We start from the raw sequence: 16,498 nt of genomic DNA, 5'->3' as shown, positions 1-16,498 counted from the left end.
CCGCGCCCCGGGACCGCCCCGGCCCACGGCACCCGATCCCGACGTCCCCGGCAGCAGGGGACCCACAGGGGGGCACACGCATGACCGCGGTCGCGGAGCAGCACGCTCGCCGCACACGGCGCACCACCGTCCTCACCGTCGTCGCCCTGACCGCCGGGCTCGCCGCCGGCCTCCTCGCCGGGCCCGGCCCGGCCCAGGCCCGCGACGGCACGTCCCACCTGGCCTACCGCTGCCAGGTGCTCGGCCGCACCCACGAGGTGGCGGTGCGCGTGACCGGGGCCTTCCCGGAGACCGCGGTGCCGGACCGGCCGATCACCCCGGGCGACCCGGCCGTGAAGGTCGCACTGCCGCCCGAGGCGGCCGCCGGACTGCTCCCCGAGGGGACCGCCACCGTCTCCGCGACCCTGCGCATGACCACCCTCGTGGCGCACGACGGCCGCACCGCCGAGGTGTCCTGGGACCGGCTCACCGCCCCGGCTGCGGCCCCCGACCCCGGCGGAGGGCTCGCCCTGGAGCACACCGGCCCCGTCCCCGCCGTCACCGTCACCGGCCCCGGCGACGTCGAGGTCCGGGCCGGGGACATCCGCCTGGAGGTGCACCCGGGGACCGCCGGCGGAGCGGAGCCCCTGACCCTGCCGCCCGTGGAGTGCACCCCCGCGGACGACCGGGACACCCTGCTCGCCACCGTCCGTGCGCTCCACCCCCCGACGCGGCCGCCGAGCCCGCCGGCCGCCGACCCCGCCGCACCCCCCTCGGACCCCGGCCCGGACCCCGGCCCGGACCCCGGCCCGGACCCCGGCCCGGACCCCGGCCCGGACCCCGGCCCGGACCCCGGACCGGACCCCGGACCGGACCCCGTGCCCGGCCCCGGCGCCCCGTCCGGCGCCCGGGAGGGTGCCCCGCGAGCCGAGCCCCCCGCTGGCGACGCCTGCCCCGAGGAGCCGCCCACCGGGGGCTTCGACGAGAGCTTCGTCCCCGAACCCACCCCCGGGGAGCCGCCCCGGGTGATCGACCTCCCCGGACGGCACGGCTGCGCCTACGTCGTCGGACTCGCCAACGTCAGGAAGCTCGGCGGCGCGATGATCGTCAACGACCCCGCCCGGAACCCCCGGAAGATCAACGCGATGGCCGTCAAGCGGACCGTCGTCCGGCCCGGCACCCGCCCCGGAGGCAACTACTTCCGCGCCGACTCCTTCGGCGAGATCGCCCTCCCCGACGCCGAGGCGACCTTCCTCGCCTTCGGCTTCCAACCGGTCAGCGCGCGGGTGGAGTTCACCAACGGCCCCCTCACCATCACCACGGGCACCATCGGCTCACCGCCCGACCGTGTCAACTTCGCCACGGCCGGCTTCTACCAGTCGCTGCGCATCCGCGACGTCACGGTCAACGGCACGCCCCTGGACGTCGGCCCCGCCTGCCGCACCGCCCGCCCCTTCCGCGTCGTGCTGCACGGTGAGTTCCCGCACTACCAGAACGTGCTGTTCGGCGGGCCGATGCGGGGCACGGTCGCCATTCCGGAGTTCGAGGGCTGCGGCACCCCGGGCGAGGACCTCGACCCGTTGTTCAGCGCCGCGCTCTCCGGCCCCGGGAACCTGGTCGCCATGAACCAGGGCCCGCTGTGCGTGCCCGCGTCCCAGCTGTCCTGCCCGCCGGACGTGCCTGTGCTGCCCGGCCGCGAGGAGGACGACTGAGCCGCCGGGCCCGCGCGGAGCCGCTCCGGCTCCGGGCCCGGCAGCCCGGCCGTGATGCATGCCGACCGCCGGGGCGCGCACCCGCGGACAAGGTGCGCACCTCGCGTTGTCACCGGGTGACAAACCCTGCGGTTCGACCGGAAACCGCTGGTCACAGGCATTGCCCCGGTGACGAGGGCGACCGTAGCGTGCGGGCGCCCGATGCAACTTCCGCCCCACCGCGCACACACCGCCTTCGTGTGCGCGCAACCAGCCGGACCGGGAGGTGAGATGGGAATCGAGGTCGTCGTCGAGGGACTGACCAAGTCCTTCGGCGGACAGAACATCTGGCAGGACGTCACGCTCACCCTCCCCGCGGGTGAGGTCAGCGTGATGCTCGGCCCCTCGGGCACCGGGAAGACGGTGTTCCTGAAATCGCTCGTCGGACTGCTCAGGCCCGAGCGGGGCCGCGTCCTCGTGGACGGCGTCGACATGGTCGGCGGGCCCGAACGGGACGTCTACGAGGTCCGCAAGCTCTTCGGCCTGATGTTCCAGGACGGCGCGCTCTTCGGCTCGATGTCCCTCTTCGACAACGTCGCCTTCCCGCTGCGCGAGCACACCCGCAGGAAGGAGTCGGAGATCCGGCGCATCGTCATGGAGCGCATGGACATGGTCGGCCTGGTGGGCTCCGAGGGGAAGCTGCCCGGTGAGATCTCCGGCGGGATGCGCAAGCGCGCCGGACTGGCCCGCGCCCTGGTACTGGACCCCCAGATCGTCCTGTGCGACGAGCCGGACTCCGGACTGGACCCCGTGCGCACCGCCTACCTGTCCCAGCTCCTGATCGACCTCAACGCCCAGATCGACGCGACGATGCTGATCGTCACCCACAACCTCGACATCGCGGCCACCGTCCCGGACAACATGGGCATGCTCTTCCTGCGCCGGCTCGTCGCCTTCGGTCCCCGGGAGGTGCTGCTGACCAGCGAGGAGCCCGTCGTCGCCCAGTTCCTGGGCGGGCGGCGCGAAGGCCCGATCGGCATGGCGGAGGAGAAGGACGCGGCAGCCCTGGCCCGCGAGCAGGACCGCGCCCCCGCACCGCGCCCGGACGGCCCCCGTCGCCTGGCACCGCAGCTGGAACCCTCACCCGGACTGCCCCCGCGACAGGGCGCCCTGCGCCGCCGGGAGCGGGTGCTCGGCCTGCTCGACACCCTGCCCGGGGCCGCGCGCGACGCCGTGCTCCGCGGACACACCGCCCCGGGCCGGGCTCCGGGACCGGATGCGTCGCCCGCCCCCGGCCACCCGCCCGCCGCCGACGGGGTGCGCCCGTGACCGCCCGCCCCGGGGCCGCGTCCCCCGGCCGGGAGCGGACGCCCTCCCGGGCCCTGGCCCCCCTGCGGGAGACGGGCAGGCTGTTCGCCCTCGCCGCCGCCGTGGTGCGCGCCGTCTTCCGCAGGCCCTTCCAGTTCAGGGAGTTCGTCGAGCAGTTCTGGTTCATCGCCGGGGTCACCGTCCTGCCCGCCGCACTGGTCTCCATCCCCTTCGGCGCGGTCATCGCCCTCCAGATCGGCTCGCTCACCCAGCAGCTCGGCGCCCAGTCCTTCACCGGCGGCGCCAGCGTCCTCGCGGTCGTGCAGCAGGCCAGCCCCCTGATCGTCGCCCTCCTCATCGCGGGCGCGGGCGGCTCGGCGATCTGCGCCGACCTCGGCTCCCGCAGCATCCGGGAGGAGCTGGACGCCATGGAGGTCATGGGCATCTCGCCCGTCCAGCGGCTCGTCGTCCCGCGGGTACTGGCCACCATGCTGGTGGCGGTCCTGCTCAACGGCATGGTCTCGGTGGTCGGCACCCTGGGCGGCTACTTCTTCAACGTGGTGATGCAGGACGGCACCCCCGGTGCCTACCTGGCGAGCTTCTCCGCCCTCGCCCAGCTCCCCGACCTCTACATCAGCGAGTTCAAGGCGCTGGTCTTCGGCTTCATCGCCGGAGTGGTCGCCGCCCACCGGGGGCTCAACCCCCGCGGCGGCCCCAAGGGCGTCGGCGACGCCGTCAACCAGTCGGTGGTGATCACCTTCCTGCTGCTGTTCTTCGTGAACATGGTCCTCACCGCCGTCTACCTCGAGACCGTCCCGCCGAAGGGAGGCTGAGCGATGGCGATGCTCGGCTGGCTGGACCGCTCCGGCGACCACCTCGCCTTCTACGTCCGCGCCCTGCTCTGGACCCCCCGCACCCTGGGCCGCTACCTGAGGGAGGTGCAGCGCCTGCTCGCCGAGGTCGCCTTCGGCAGCGGCGGCCTCGGCGTGATCGGCGGCACCATCGGCGTGATGGTCGCCATGACCCTGTTCACCGGGACCGTCGTGGGGCTCCAGGGCTACGCCGCCCTCAACCAGATCGGCACCTCGGCGTTCACCGGGTTCGTCTCCGCCTACTTCAACACCCGCGAGATCGCCCCCCTGGTGGCGGGCCTGGCGCTGTCCGCCACCGTCGGCGCGGGCTTCACCGCGCAGCTCGGGGCCATGCGGATCAACGAGGAGATCGACGCCCTGGAGGCCATGGGCGTCCGCTCGCTGCCCTACCTCGTCACCACCCGCATCATCGCCGGGGTCGTGGCGATCGTCCCCCTGTACGCCGTCGGCCTGCTCAGCTCCTACCTCGCCTCGCGATGGGTGACCGTGTTCGTCAACGGCCAGTCGGCGGGCACCTACGACCACTACTTCGCGCTCTTCCTCTCCCCGGACGACGTGGTGCTGTCCGTCCTCAAGGTGCTGGTCTTCAGCGTGATGGTGATCCTCGCCCACTGCTACTACGGCTTCCGGGCCGAGGGCGGCCCCGCGGGCGTCGGCATCGCCGTCGGGCGCTCGGTGCGCAACGCCATCGTCCTGATCAGTGTCACCGACTTCTTCCTCTCCCTCGCCATCTGGGGGGCGACCACGACCGTGAAGGTGGCCGGATGAAAGCCCACACCCTGCGCCGGCGCCTGGCCGGCGCCGTCTTCCTGCTGGTGCCCGTCCTGCTCGCACGGCTCGCCGTGGCCGTCTACGACAAGGAGTTCAGCGACGACGCGACCGTCACCGTGCTCACCGGCCCCGTCGGCAACGAGCTGCGGCGCGGGGCCGAGGTCAAGCTGCGGGGCGTCGTGGTCGGCGAGGTCCGCGCCGTCCGCACCGACGGCCGCGGAGCCCGGCTCACCCTCGCCCTCCGGCCCGAGGCCCTGGACCGCGTCCCGGCGGGCGTCACGGCGCGGATGCTGCCCACGACCCTGTTCGGCGCCCGGCATGTCGCCCTGGTGGAGCCCGGGGGAGCGGCCGCCACCCGCCGCCTCGCGCCCGGGGACACCATCGCCCAGGACCGCACCGCGAGCGCCGTCGAGCTGGAGCAGGTCCTGGACGGGCTCCTGCCCCTGCTGACCGCGGTCAAGCCCGAGAAGCTGGCCGCCACCCTCACGGCCGCCGCCGACGCCCTCCGGGGCCGCGGTGAGCAGCTCGGCGACACCCTCGCCGCCCTCGAAAGCCACCTCGGCAGGCTCAACCCCCACCTGCCCGCCCTCAACCGCGACATCACCGCGCTGGTCCGGGTGGGGCACCTCTACGCCGACACCGCCCCGGGCATCCTCGACGCCCTGACCGACGCCGCCACCACCAGTGCCACCCTCTCCGACCGGCGGGACGAGCTGGCCGCGCTCCACCGGACCGCCACCACCGCCGCCGACGACCTCACGGACTTCCTGCACACCCACCGCGACCACCTCATCCGGCTCACCGCGGCGAGCCGGGGCACCCTCGAACTCCTCGCCGAGTACGCCCCGTCCTTCCCCTGCACCCTGCGCACGCTCGCCGGGTTCGTCCCGGCCATGGACAAGGCGCTCGGCAAGGGGACGGACCGCCCCGGACTCCATGTCACCGTCACCTCCGTGCCCTCCCTGGGGCGGTACGTCCCGGGCGAGGACACCCCCTTCTACGACGCCGCGGGAGGGCCGCGCTGCTACGGCGTCCCCTACACCGGCCGGCCCGCACCCGCCGCAGCCGAGGCGGCCGCCGAGAACCTGCCGCTGCCCAACTCCCCACAGGAGAACCGGCTGGTCAACGAACTCCTCGCACCAGGGCTGGGAACCGGCCCCGCCGAACTGCCCGACTGGAGCAGCGTGCTCGCCGGGCCCGTCTACCGGGGAACGGAGGTGACGCTCGGATGAGACGCCGCAGCCTCGTCGGCCCGCTGCTGAAGTCGGCCGCGTTCGTCCTGGCGACCGTCCTGGCCACCACGGTGCTCGCCTTCGGGATCGCGGACCCCGGCGTCGGCGCCACGACCTCCTACACCGCCCGGTTCACCGACGCCACCGGCCTCGCCCCCGGGGACGGCGTCCGCATCGCCGGGGTCAAGGTCGGCCGGGTGGACTCCGTGCGTGTGGCGGACCGCCGGATCGCCGAGGTCTCCTTCAGCGTCGCCGAGGGGCGCGGCCTCCCCGCGGGCGCCACCGCCTCGATCAAGTACCGGAACATGGTCGGGCAGCGCTACCTCGCCCTCGCCCAGGGTCCCGGGCCCCTGGGGGACTCCCTCCCGCCCGGAGGGACCATCCCCCTGGAGCGCACCAGCCCGGCGCTGGACCTCACCCAGCTGTTCAACGGCTTCCGGCCGCTGTTCGAGGGCCTCGCCCCGGACGAGGTCAACGACCTCGCCGACTCGATCGTCCGGGTCCTCCAGGGCGACGGCGGCACCGTCGACAGCCTCATCCGCCACATCGGCTCGCTGACCACCACGGTCGCCGCCAAGGACCGGGTCGTCGGCGAGGTCGTCGACAACCTCACCACCGTGCTCGCCACCGTCAACGACCGCGAGGAAGGCTTCGACGAGCTCGCGGTGACCCTGCGGAAGCTGGTCTCCGGCTTCTCCGGCGACCGGCGCCCCCTCGGCGAGGCCGTCACCGCCATGGGCGAGCTGACCACCGTGACGGCGGGACTCCTGAACGAGGGCCGGGAGCCCCTGAAGCAGGACATCGCCGAACTCGGCCGCCTCGCACGCGAGCTGGACCGCGGCAGCGGGCAGGTGGAGGACTTCCTGCGCCGGACCCCCGAGAAGATGCGCGCCCTCACCCGCCTCGCCTCCTACGGCTCCTGGCTCAACCTCTTCCTGTGCGAGGCCACCGTCAGCGGGGTGTCGACCTCCGACGGCAGCGCGCCCCCCACCGGGATCGCGATCACCGAGCCGAGGTGCCGGGCATGACCCCCACGACCCCGGAGAGCCGCCGCGGACCGCGGCGCGGCACAGCGGACCGCGCCCCGCGCCGCCTCACCCGGGTGGGCGAGCGCAACCCCGTCGCCACGGCCGTGGCGGGGCTGCTGGTCCTGGCCCTGCTCGCCGTCGGCGCCTACCGCGCGGACTCCCTGCCGCTCACCGGCCGGTCCGCCACCTACACCGCGGAGTTCACCGAGGCCGCCGGCCTCACCGAGGGCGACGAGGTGCGCATCGCCGGCGTCACCGTCGGCCGGGTGGCCGGAGTCCGGCTGGACGGCGCGCGGGTCGCCGTCTCCTTCGACGTCGGGGACGCCTGGGTCGGCGACGCCAGCACCGCCGCCATCGCCGTGAAGACCCTCCTCGGCGCGAAGTACCTCGCCGTCGACCCGCTCGGCACCCGCCCCCAGGACCCCGGCACCCGCATCCCCGCCTCCCGCACCACCAGCCCCTACGACGTCACCCAGGCGCTGGACGGGCTCGGCGAGACCTTCGGCGCGATCGACACCGGCCGCCTCGCGAAGAGCTTCGAGGCGATCTCCGCCACCTTCGAGGACTCGCCCGAGCACGTCAGGAAGGCCGCCACCGGCCTGTCCGCGCTCTCGCGCACGGTCTCCGAACGCGACGCCCGGCTCGCCGGACTCCTGCGGGCCGCCAAGAGGCTCACCGGCACCCTCGACCGCAACAGGAGCAGCGTCGAGACCCTGCTCCAGGACGGCACCCTGCTCCTCGGCGAGATCCAGGCCCGCCGCGACGCCATCCACGCGCTGCTGTCCGGAACCAGGAGCCTCGGCACCGAACTCCGCGGCCTCGTCCGGGACAACGACCGCCGGCTCGGCCCCACGCTGGAGGCCCTGTCCAAGGTCACCGCCGTGCTGCTGAAGAACCGCAGGCACCTCGACGAGACCCTCGCCCTGGCCGGTCCCTACTACCGGCTCATCGGCAACACCCTGGGCAACGGGCGCTGGATCGACACCTACCTCTGCGGACTCGTCCCCCGCCACTACCTGCCCGACGGCACACCCCCCGAGACAGGGTGCATGCCGCCCAAGCCCACCAGCGGAGGCGATGCCCCGTGAACCTCCGACGCACCGCCGCGGCCGCCGCCGGCCTCGCCCTCGCCCTCGTCGCGGCGATCAGCGGGATCAGAGCCCTCGACACCTCCGGCACCACCCGGATCACCGCCTGCTTCGAACGCGCCACGGGCGTCTACGCGGGCTCCGACCTGCGGGTCCTCGGAGTGAAGGTCGGCACCGTCGACCGTGTGCGCCCCGACGGCGACCGGGTCGAACTCACCCTGCGCGTCGACGCGGGCGTCACCGTGCCGGCCGACGCCCGCGCCGTGGTCGTCGCCCCCAGCGTCGTCGCCGACCGCTACGTCCAGCTCGCCCCCGCCTACACCGGAGGTCCGGCCCTCCGGGACGGAGCCGTGCTCCCCGCCGAACGCAACGCCCTGCCACTGGAGGTCGACCAGCTCTACGCGTCGATCACCGAGCTCGCCACGGCCCTCGGACCCGGCGGCGCCAACGCCCAGGGGGCCCTCGCCGGGCTCCTGGACACGGCCGCGGCCAACCTCGACGGCAACGGCAAGGCGATCGGGGACTCGGTCGACCAGTTCGCCAAGGCGGCCCGCACCCTCGACGGCAGCAGCGCCGACCTCTTCGACACGCTCGCCCGCCTCCGGTCCTTCACGGCCATGCTGAAGAAGAACGACGGGAACGTGGCCAGGGCCGAGCGCCAACTCGCCGACGTCACCGGCTTCCTGGCCGACGACAAGGAGAACCTCGGTGCCGCCCTCAAGGAACTCGGCACCGCCCTGGGCCAGGTCAAGGGCTTCATCCAGAGGAACCGCGGCGCCCTGAAGGAGAACGTCGACGCCCTCGCCCCCCTCACCCGGACCCTGGTCGAGCAGCGCGCCTCCCTCGCCGAGGCACTGGACACCGCGCCGCTGGCCGCCGGCAACGCCCTCGGCGCCTACGACCCCCTCCACCGCACGCTCAACGGCCGCGCGAACATCAACGAACTCTCCTTCGGACCGGAGATCACCGTTCCGCCCGCGGCGGGCGGCCTCGCCGGCCTCGTCCCCGTCGCCGACTCCCGCCGCCGGGCCCTGCCCGCGGTGCCCCTGCCCGCCGTCGGCACCGTCTACGGCACACCCGGGCAGACCCGTTCCGCAGCCCCTGGGACGGCGTCCTCCACCACGCCCGCGGCACGGGAGGGAGAACACCGATGACCGCCGTCCCGCCCCGTCCCGCCCCCCGCCGCACCGCCGCCGTGCTGCTCGCCCTCGCGCTCGCCGCGGGAGCCGCCGGCTGCGCGCCCCCCGGGCTCGACGGCCTCGACTCCCTGCCGCTTCCCGGCGGAGCCGACCTCGGGCACTCCCCCTACGAGGTCACCGCCGAGTTCGCCGACGTCCTCAGCCTGGTGCCCCGGTCCGCGGTCAAGGTCAACGACGTCCCCGTCGGCCGGGTGACCCGCATCGGGCTGGCCCCCGACGGCTGGACGGCCACCGTCACCCTGCGGATCAACCGCGAGGTGCGCCTGCCCGCGAACGCCTACGCCCGCCTCGAACAGTCCAGTCTGCTCGGTGAGAAGTTCGTGCAGCTCGCCGCCCCCGTCCGCGGCGCCCGCGGCACCCTCGCCGACGGCGCGGTGATCCCCGAGAGCCGCACCGGCCGCAACCCGGAGGTCGAGGAGGTGCTCGGAGCGCTCTCCCTGCTGCTCAACGGCGGCGGCGTCCAGCAGGTCAGGACCATCGCCACGGAACTCAACAAGGCGCTCGGCGGGCGCGAACCCGAGGTCCGCTCGCTGCTGAGGAGGATGGACGAACTGGTCACCAGTCTCGACTCCCACAAGGGCGACATCACCCGGGCCCTCGACGCCGTCAACCGGCTCTCCGCCACCCTGGCCACCCGCAGCCAGGACGTCGGCACCGTCCTGACCGGCCTCAGTCCCGGGCTGAAGGTCCTCGAGGAGCAGCGCACCGCCCTGCTGGGGATGCTGCGTTCACTGGACGGCCTCGCCGACGTCGCCGTCGACACCGTCAACCGGTCCCGGGCCGACACCGTCGCCGACCTGAAGGCGCTCGCCCCCACGCTCAAGGCGCTCGCCGACTCCGGGCAGAACCTGCCCGCCTCGCTCCAGGTGCTGCTCACCTACCCGTTCACCGACGAGGTGCTGCGCGGCGTCAAGGGCGACTACCTCAACGTCTACCTCGACACCGCCGCGGCACCCGGGACCACCGTCGTCCCGGAGTTCGTCCCGGAGACCGCGCCGGACGGAGAGACCCCGACCGCCTCGGCGGGCGGGAGCGGGGTGCCCCTCGCGCTGCCCGCGGTCACCGCCGGGGGAGGCGAGCGCTGATGCTCACGACCGCCACCCGCCTGAAGAACCTGGTCTTCCTGCTTGTCGCCGTGCTCGCCCTCGGCTTCCTCGGCCTGCGCTACGCGGACCTCGGCCCCCGGCTCGGCCTCCGCGACCACTACACCGTGCGCGTCCAGCTGCCCTCCACCGGAGGGCTGTTCACCCACTCCGACGTCACCTACCGGGGCGTGTCCGTCGGGCGGGTCGGGGCCGTGGAGCTCACCGACGACGGGGTGGAGGCCGAGCTCCGCATCAAGGACTCCGCACCCCCGATCCCGGCCGACCTCCAGGCGGTGGTCGCCGGACTCTCCGCCGTGGGAGAGCAGTACATCGACCTCCGCCCCGCCGGGTCCGCCGGACCCCACCTCGCGGACGGGTCCGTCATCGACCGCTCCCGCACCCGGGTCCCCGAACCCGTCACCACCCTCCTCACCAGCGTGGACGCCCTGGCCTCCTCCGTCGACACCGAGTCGCTGCGCACGGTCGTGGACGAACTCGGCTCCGCCCTCCAGGGCAGGGGAGACGACCTCCAGGTCCTCCTCGACAGCGGCGGGGACCTCGTGCGCGCCGCCGACCGGGCGCTGCCCGCCACCACCGGCCTGATCGCCGACGGGGAGACGGTGCTGCGCACCCAGATCGCACAGGGCCGCGCCCTGCGGGGCTTCGCCCGCGGGGCCGCGGAACTCGCCGCCACCCTGAAAGAGTCCGACACCGACCTGCGGCGCCTGATCGCCACCGCCCCCGCGGCGGCCGGTCAGGTCAGCGCACTCCTGCGCGACCTCGACCCCTCGTTCGGCGTCGTGGTCGCCAACCTGCTCACGACCTCCGAACTCGCCGTCACCCGCCAGCGCGGCATCGAGGAACTGCTGGTGAAACTGCCCGCCGTCGCTGCGGCCGGGGCGACGGCCGTCACCCCCGAGGGCGCCTCCTTCGGCCTGTCCGTCACCTTCTTCGAGCCCCTGCCCTGCACCGCGGGCTACGAGGACACGGCCTACCGCAACGGCCTGGACACCGGGCCGGCCCCCGCCAACACCGGTGCCCGCTGCACCGCTCCGGCCTCCACCGGCACGGGTGTCCGCGGCAGCGCGCACGCCCCCGACGGCGGGGGCGTGCCCGAACCCGCCCGGCCGGGGGTGCTCCCGGACCCCGGGCGCCCGGGGACGGAAGCCGCCCCGCTCCCCGGAGTCCTCGGGCTGCCCGCCCTCACCGCGGGCCCCACCGGGATGGGCGGGCTGCTCGTGCCGGAGGCGGGCCGATGACCGCCGGCCGCGCCGCCGCCCGGGCCGCCCTGGGCCTCGCGGCCGTGCTGTGCTCCGTCGCCGGGTGGACCTACGCGCAGACCAGGGGCGACGAGGACCTCGCCCACGCGAGGGCCCGCGAGGCGGTCCTCGCCGACGCCACCCGCCGCGTCGCCGAACTCACCAGCTTCGACGCCGACGCCCCCGGCGCCACACGGGAGTCCTGGCTGCGGGCCTCGACGGGGGAGCTGCGCGAGGAACTGGCGCGGGCGAGCGCCGGGACGGGCCCCACCGCCCGCGCCCGCGTCACGGCGGCGGCGGTCACCGCACTGGACCGCAGGGCCGGGACGGCCGCGCTGATCGCCACCGTCGAGGTGGAGACCCGCCCCGAGGGCGGGGGAGCCGCGCACACCGAGCGCAAGCGCCTGGAAGCCCTCCTCGACCGGACCGACGGAGGCTGGAAGCCGCGCTCGCTGGCGGCCGTCCCGGTGGGAGGCCGGCGATGAGCCCCGCACGCGAGGCCGCTGCGCAGCCGCCCGCCCCCGGGCCCCCGCGCCCGCCGGACGCCCCGGAGGACGCGGCCGCGCCCCGGGCCGCCACCCGGACCCGGGGGACGGCCGCCGTGCTCGCGGCGGCGCTCCTGCTGCTCCTCGCCGCCGCCGTCCTGTACCACCAGGAGCGGATGCTGAGCGGCTCGCCCACCGCCGCCAACCGCGCCCTCACCGACGGCGCGGCCACCGACCGGGTCGCGGCCGAGGTCGGCGCCGCCCTGAGGGAGGTGTTCTCCTACCGGCCCGAGGACACCGGCCGCACCCGCGCCGCCGCGGCCGACCTGCTCGACGGCCGGGCCGCCCGCCAGTACACCGGGCTGTTCGCCCGGGTCGAGCAGGAGGCCGCCCGCCAGAAGCTGACCCTCACCACCCACGTCGTCCGCGCGGGCGTCACCCGGCTCGACGGCGGCCGGGCCCGGCTGCTGGTCTTCCTCGACCAGGTCGCCGAGCGGCCCGGCCGGGCCGCCTCCACCGTCCCCGCACAGCTTTCCGTCACCGCCCGCCTGGAGGCCGGCCGGTGGCGCATCACCGACATCGCCGCACGCTGACCGCCGCGCCCCGCGGGCACACGGGCACACGGCACCCAGGAGAGGAACTGGCCACCCATGGCACGGACCACGAGGAACCCGGTGCTCGCAGCGGCGCTCGCCCTGGCCGCGCTCGCGGCCGCCGCCGCCTGCTGGGGCGGCTGGTCCTGGTACGCGGCCGCGCACGACGACGCGGCGGCCTTCGCCCACACCCGTGAGGAGGTGCTCGCCGCCGGGCGGCAGGCCGTCCGGAACCTGAACACCCTCGACCACCGCGACCTCCGGCGGGGCCTGGACGGCTGGGAGGACTCGGCCACCGGGGACCTGCACGACCAGCTCGCCGACGGCCGTGCCGCCTTCGAGAAGCAGATCCGCGAGGCGGGGACCGTGACCGAGGCGTCCGTCCTCTCCGCGGCCGTCACTGAACTCGACGAACGGGCCGGGAAGGCCCGGGTGCTCGTCGCCCTGAGGATCACCGTCACCGCCCCGGAGGGCGAACCCGTCCGCAAGGAGAGCCGCATGATCGCGGCGCTCACCCGCACCGCCGGCGGCTGGAAGCTCAGCGCCCTCGGCCAGGCGCCCGTGGGCGGCACGGCCGCCGAGTAGCAGGCCACGAGAGGATCCCGCCGATGTCGACGACCCGTCATCTCATCAACCGGCAGCGCAGACTGGCCTCGGCCTCCCGGGGAGCGGCCCCGGGCACGGCCCCGCCCGCCCCGGGCGCCGCCGAGGCGCCCCCGTCCGGTCGCCGGGGCCGACGCTCCGGCCCCGATGCCCGAGGGAGCGGCACCCCTCCGGCGAAGCCACCCGGCCGGGCGGGCCGCGGGCCGGCGGCGCTCCGCGGCGGCCGCCGGCTGCCCGTGCTGCTCTGCCTGCTGTCCGCGGTGCTGGGCGCGTTCGCCGCCTACGGTGCCGAGCGGGCCCACGACCTCCGCGACCGGCCCGCGGTGCGCAACACCGCCCTCACCGACACCGCCCGCACCAGCGAGGCCGGGGGCGCCGCCACCCGCGCCGTGGAGGCCGTCTTCAGCTACGACTTCGCCGACCCGGAGGCGCTGGACCGCGCCGTCGCGGCCCATCTGACCGGCGCCGCGGTCGAGCAGCACGCGGAGCTGCTCGCCGCCGTCCGCGAACAGGGCCCCCGGCAGCGACTGGTGCTCACCACGACGGTCACGGACAGCGCGGTCGAGAGGGTCGAGGGGGACCGTGCCCGGGTGCTGGTCTACGCCGACCAGAGCAGTACCCGCACCGCTGCGGAGGGCGCCGCGGGCGACACGGGGAAGGCCGGGGCCGGCACCGGGGGCGCGGCGCCGCGGGACGCGACCACCTACGCCGCGGCGATGCTCGCCGCCGACCTGGTGCGCAAGGGCGGGAGCTGGCGGATCGCGGCCCTCGACACCCTCGGGGCGGGCTCGTGAGGCGCCCCGCGGCCCGTACCCGCCGGGGCCTGACCGCCACCGCCGCGGCCGTCGCCGCGATGGCGGCGCTCACGGCCTCCCAGGCACCCGGCGGTCCCGGCACGGGGACGGGCGCCGGGACCGCGCCGACCGCACGGCAGCCCGGCGGCGCCCCGGGCGACGGTGCGTTCCGCACCGAACTGCCTCCGCTGCGCGGCTCGGACGGCGTGCCCCTGCGCGGGGGGCCGGGGCGGCGGCCCGCCGCCCCGGCCCCGGACCGGGTCCGTGCCGAGTCCGGCATCCCCGCCACGGTGCTGGCCGCCTACCGGGGCGCGGCGGCGGCCGTGGCCCGCACCGACCCCGGCTGCGGCCTGCGCTGGCAGCTCCTGGCCGCCGTCGGCAAGGTGGAGTCCGACCACGCGCACGGCGGCCGGGTGGACGCCCGGGGCACCGCCCTCGCCCCGATCCTGGGACCGGTCCTCGACGGTGTGCGCTTCGCCCGCATCCTCGACACCGACGGCGGCCGCCACGACGGGGACACCCGATACGACCGCGCGGTGGGGCCCATGCAGTTCATCCCGTCCACCTGGGCCGTGTGGGGCCGGGACGCCGACGGCGACGGACGGCGCGACCCGTCGGACATCCACGACGCCGCACTCGCCGCCGGACACCACCTGTGCGCGGGGGACCGCGACCTCGACCGGCCGGAGGACCTCGCACGGGCGGTGCTGGCCTACAACCGCTCGCGGGCGTACCTGCGCACGGTGCTCGCCTGGTACGCCTTCTACCGGCAGGGTGCCCACGCCGTGGCCGACGGGGCGGGGAGCCCGCCCCCGGGCCCCGCCGTCGGCCCGGACGCGGGAGCCCGGGACGACCCGGTCGTCATCGGCCCCTCCCCGGTGCGGCCCTCGCGCGGGACGCCGCCGCCGGAGCGCCCGGCGCCGCCGGGAGGCACCACCCCGGTCCCCGGGCCCACCACGGGCCCCGGCCCGTCCCCGTCGCCGTCGCCGAGCCAGGCCCCCTCGCCGTCGCCGTCGCCCGAACCGGAACCGAGCCCGGACCCCTCCCCGACCTCCGACCCGTCCCCGAGCCCGGACCCCTCACCGACCTCCGACCCGTCCCCGACCTCGGACCCGTCCCCGAGCCCCGCCCCGTCCCCGACCTCGGACCCGTCCCCGACCTCGGACCCGTCCCCGAGCCCCGCCCCGTCCCCGACCTCGGACCCGTCCCCGAGCCCCGACCCCCCTGGGTCACCCACCGCCACCCCCGGCCCCTCCCCGTCCCCGGCCACGGCGCCCGCTTGGGCTCCCGGCCCCGCCAGGGCACCGGAGGCGGACCCCTCCACCGGAGCGCCCCACCGGACCCGCCCGGCGGCCCGCCCCCGGGGGATCGCCCCGACCGGCCCCGCCGGCGCGGCACGTCAGACGGGCGCCTTCAGCACCTCGGAGAGGTCGTAGCGCACCGGCTCCTCCAACTGCGCATAGGTGCACCCGGAGGGGTCGCGGTCCGGGCGCCACCGCCGGAACTGGGCGGTGTGCCGGAAGCGGTCGCCCTCCATGTGGTCGTAGGCCACCTCCAGCACCCGTTCCGGCCGCAGCGCCACCCACGAGAGGTCCTTCTTCCCCGACCACCGGCTCGGTGCCCCGGGCAGCCGGGCACCCTCGTGGGCCGCCTCCTCGGCCCAGCGCGCCCAGGGGTGCTCCGAGACGTCCCCCATCCGCAGCGGCTCCAGCTCCCCGACGAGCTCCTCGCGACGCCGCATGGGGAAGGCCGCGCACACACCCACGTGTTGCAGGGCGCCCGAGCCGTCGTACAGACCCAGCAGCAGCGAGCCCACGACCGGGCCGCTCCGGTGGAAGCGGTAGCCCGCGACCACCGTGTCCGCCGTCCGCTCGTGCTTGATCTTGTACATCAGGCGGGCGTCCGGCCGGTAGGGCAGGTCGAGCGGCTTGGCCACCACCCCGTCCAGGCCCGCCCCCTCGAACTGCTCGAACCACCGCCCGGCCAGCGCCGCGTCCGTCGTCGCGGGCGCCAGGTGCAGCGGCGGCCGGGCCCCGGCCAGCGCCTGCTCCAGCAGGCGCCGCCGCTCCCGCAGCGGCGTCTCCAGCAGGGACGTGTCGCCGAGCGCGAGCACGTCGAAGGCGACGAACGAGGCGGGCGTCCGCTCGGCCAGCATCCGCACGCGGGAGTCCGCCGGGTGGATGCGCTCGGACAGCCGGTCGAAGTCCAGCCGCCCCCCGTGCGCGACCACGATCTCGCCGTCGACCACGCAGCGCTCGGGCAGCTGCTCCAGCAGCACCGCCACCAGCTCCGGGAAGTACCGCGTCAGCGGCTTGCCGGTACGCGACCCCAGCACCAGCTCATCCCCGTCGCGGTGCACGATCGCACGGAACCCGTCCCACTTGGCCTCGTACTGCATCCCCGGCGGGATCTTCTTCACCGACTTCGCCAGCATCGGCTTCACGGGCGGCATCACGGGCAGCTGCATGGCCCGATTGTCCGGTATGCGCGCCCTGACGGCGCGGCCTACGC

The 16,498-nt window shown here is 75.8% G+C and carries 16 protein-coding genes; 15 read left to right on the top strand and 1 reads right to left on the bottom strand.

The annotated features are described in order from the left end of the window. Nucleotides 1–80: 80 nt before the first annotated feature. The 15 genes from NPS70_RS00175 to NPS70_RS00105 all read left to right on the top strand — a co-directional run bounded on the left by NPS70_RS00175 (nt 81) and on the right by NPS70_RS00105 (nt 15,423). Complete coding sequence (locus NPS70_RS00175; protein WP_256521339.1) at nt 81–1,691, top strand: DUF6801 domain-containing protein; 1,611 nt, start codon at nt 81–83, stop codon at nt 1,689–1,691. A gap of 270 nt (nt 1,692–1,961) precedes the next feature. Beyond that, nucleotides 1,962–2,999 (top strand): ABC transporter ATP-binding protein, encoded by a 1,038-nt coding sequence (locus NPS70_RS00170; protein ID WP_256521338.1) that lies wholly within the window; start codon nt 1,962–1,964, stop codon nt 2,997–2,999. Continuing rightward, on the top strand, nt 2,996–3,811 hold the full coding sequence (locus NPS70_RS00165; protein WP_256521337.1) for an ABC transporter permease: 816 nt from the start codon (nt 2,996–2,998) through the stop codon (nt 3,809–3,811). The genes NPS70_RS00170 and NPS70_RS00165 overlap by 4 nt, the downstream gene beginning before the upstream one ends. A gap of 3 nt (nt 3,812–3,814) precedes the next feature. Further along, nucleotides 3,815–4,618, top strand: a complete 804-nt coding sequence (locus tag NPS70_RS00160; protein ID WP_256521336.1) for an ABC transporter permease — start codon at nt 3,815–3,817, stop codon at nt 4,616–4,618. After that, nucleotides 4,615–5,853: an MCE family protein gene (locus NPS70_RS00155; RefSeq protein WP_256521335.1), complete on the top strand. Its 1,239-nt coding sequence runs from the start codon at nt 4,615–4,617 to the stop codon at nt 5,851–5,853. The genes NPS70_RS00160 and NPS70_RS00155 overlap by 4 nt, the downstream gene beginning before the upstream one ends. Continuing rightward, on the top strand, nt 5,850–6,881 hold the full coding sequence (locus NPS70_RS00150; RefSeq protein ID WP_256521332.1) for an MCE family protein: 1,032 nt from the start codon (nt 5,850–5,852) through the stop codon (nt 6,879–6,881). Before NPS70_RS00155 ends, NPS70_RS00150 begins: the two co-directional genes overlap by 4 nt. Further along, a complete protein-coding gene (locus NPS70_RS00145) occupies nt 6,878–7,969 on the top strand; it encodes an MCE family protein (protein ID WP_256521331.1) in 1,092 nt (363 codons plus the stop codon). The genes NPS70_RS00150 and NPS70_RS00145 overlap by 4 nt, the downstream gene beginning before the upstream one ends. Further along, nucleotides 7,966–9,123: an MCE family protein gene (locus NPS70_RS00140; RefSeq protein WP_256521329.1), complete on the top strand. Its 1,158-nt coding sequence runs from the start codon at nt 7,966–7,968 to the stop codon at nt 9,121–9,123. Before NPS70_RS00145 ends, NPS70_RS00140 begins: the two co-directional genes overlap by 4 nt. Beyond that, a complete protein-coding gene (locus NPS70_RS00135; RefSeq protein WP_256521327.1) occupies nt 9,120–10,253 on the top strand; it encodes an MCE family protein in 1,134 nt (377 codons plus the stop codon). The genes NPS70_RS00140 and NPS70_RS00135 overlap by 4 nt, the downstream gene beginning before the upstream one ends. Beyond that, nucleotides 10,253–11,512, top strand: coding sequence for an MCE family protein (locus NPS70_RS00130; protein WP_256521326.1), 1,260 nt, complete (start codon nt 10,253–10,255; stop codon nt 11,510–11,512). Before NPS70_RS00135 ends, NPS70_RS00130 begins: the two co-directional genes overlap by 1 nt. Further along, nucleotides 11,509–11,997 carry a hypothetical protein gene (locus NPS70_RS00125; protein ID WP_256521325.1) on the top strand — a complete coding sequence of 163 codons (489 nt, stop codon included), beginning with the start codon at nt 11,509–11,511 and terminating at the stop codon, nt 11,995–11,997. Before NPS70_RS00130 ends, NPS70_RS00125 begins: the two co-directional genes overlap by 4 nt. Beyond that, nucleotides 11,994–12,590: a hypothetical protein gene (locus NPS70_RS00120; RefSeq protein WP_256521322.1), complete on the top strand. Its 597-nt coding sequence runs from the start codon at nt 11,994–11,996 to the stop codon at nt 12,588–12,590. Before NPS70_RS00125 ends, NPS70_RS00120 begins: the two co-directional genes overlap by 4 nt. 57 nt (nt 12,591–12,647) lie before the next feature. Continuing rightward, entirely contained in the window at nt 12,648–13,175 is a 528-nt protein-coding gene (locus NPS70_RS00115) for a hypothetical protein (RefSeq protein WP_256521320.1), read from the top strand. A gap of 23 nt (nt 13,176–13,198) precedes the next feature. Further along, on the top strand, nt 13,199–13,987 hold the full coding sequence (locus NPS70_RS00110; protein WP_256521319.1) for a hypothetical protein: 789 nt from the start codon (nt 13,199–13,201) through the stop codon (nt 13,985–13,987). Between the two features lie 59 nt (nt 13,988–14,046). Further along, complete coding sequence (locus NPS70_RS00105; protein ID WP_256522161.1) at nt 14,047–15,423, top strand: lytic transglycosylase domain-containing protein; 1,377 nt, start codon at nt 14,047–14,049, stop codon at nt 15,421–15,423. Here the strand turns inward: NPS70_RS00105 and NPS70_RS00100 are convergent. Then, nucleotides 15,387–16,454 (bottom strand): ATP-dependent DNA ligase, encoded by a 1,068-nt coding sequence (locus NPS70_RS00100; RefSeq protein WP_256521318.1) that lies wholly within the window; start codon nt 16,452–16,454, stop codon nt 15,387–15,389. The genes NPS70_RS00105 and NPS70_RS00100 overlap by 37 nt on opposite strands. Between the last annotated feature and the right edge of the window lie 44 nt (nt 16,455–16,498).

Source organism: Streptomyces sp. C10-9-1 (assembly GCF_024497955.1).
GTDB lineage: Bacteria > Actinomycetota > Actinomycetes > Streptomycetales > Streptomycetaceae > Streptomyces > Streptomyces sanyensis.
Note: the sequence above shows the minus strand (reverse complement) of the source record. Positions and strands in the feature narration are given on the sequence as shown.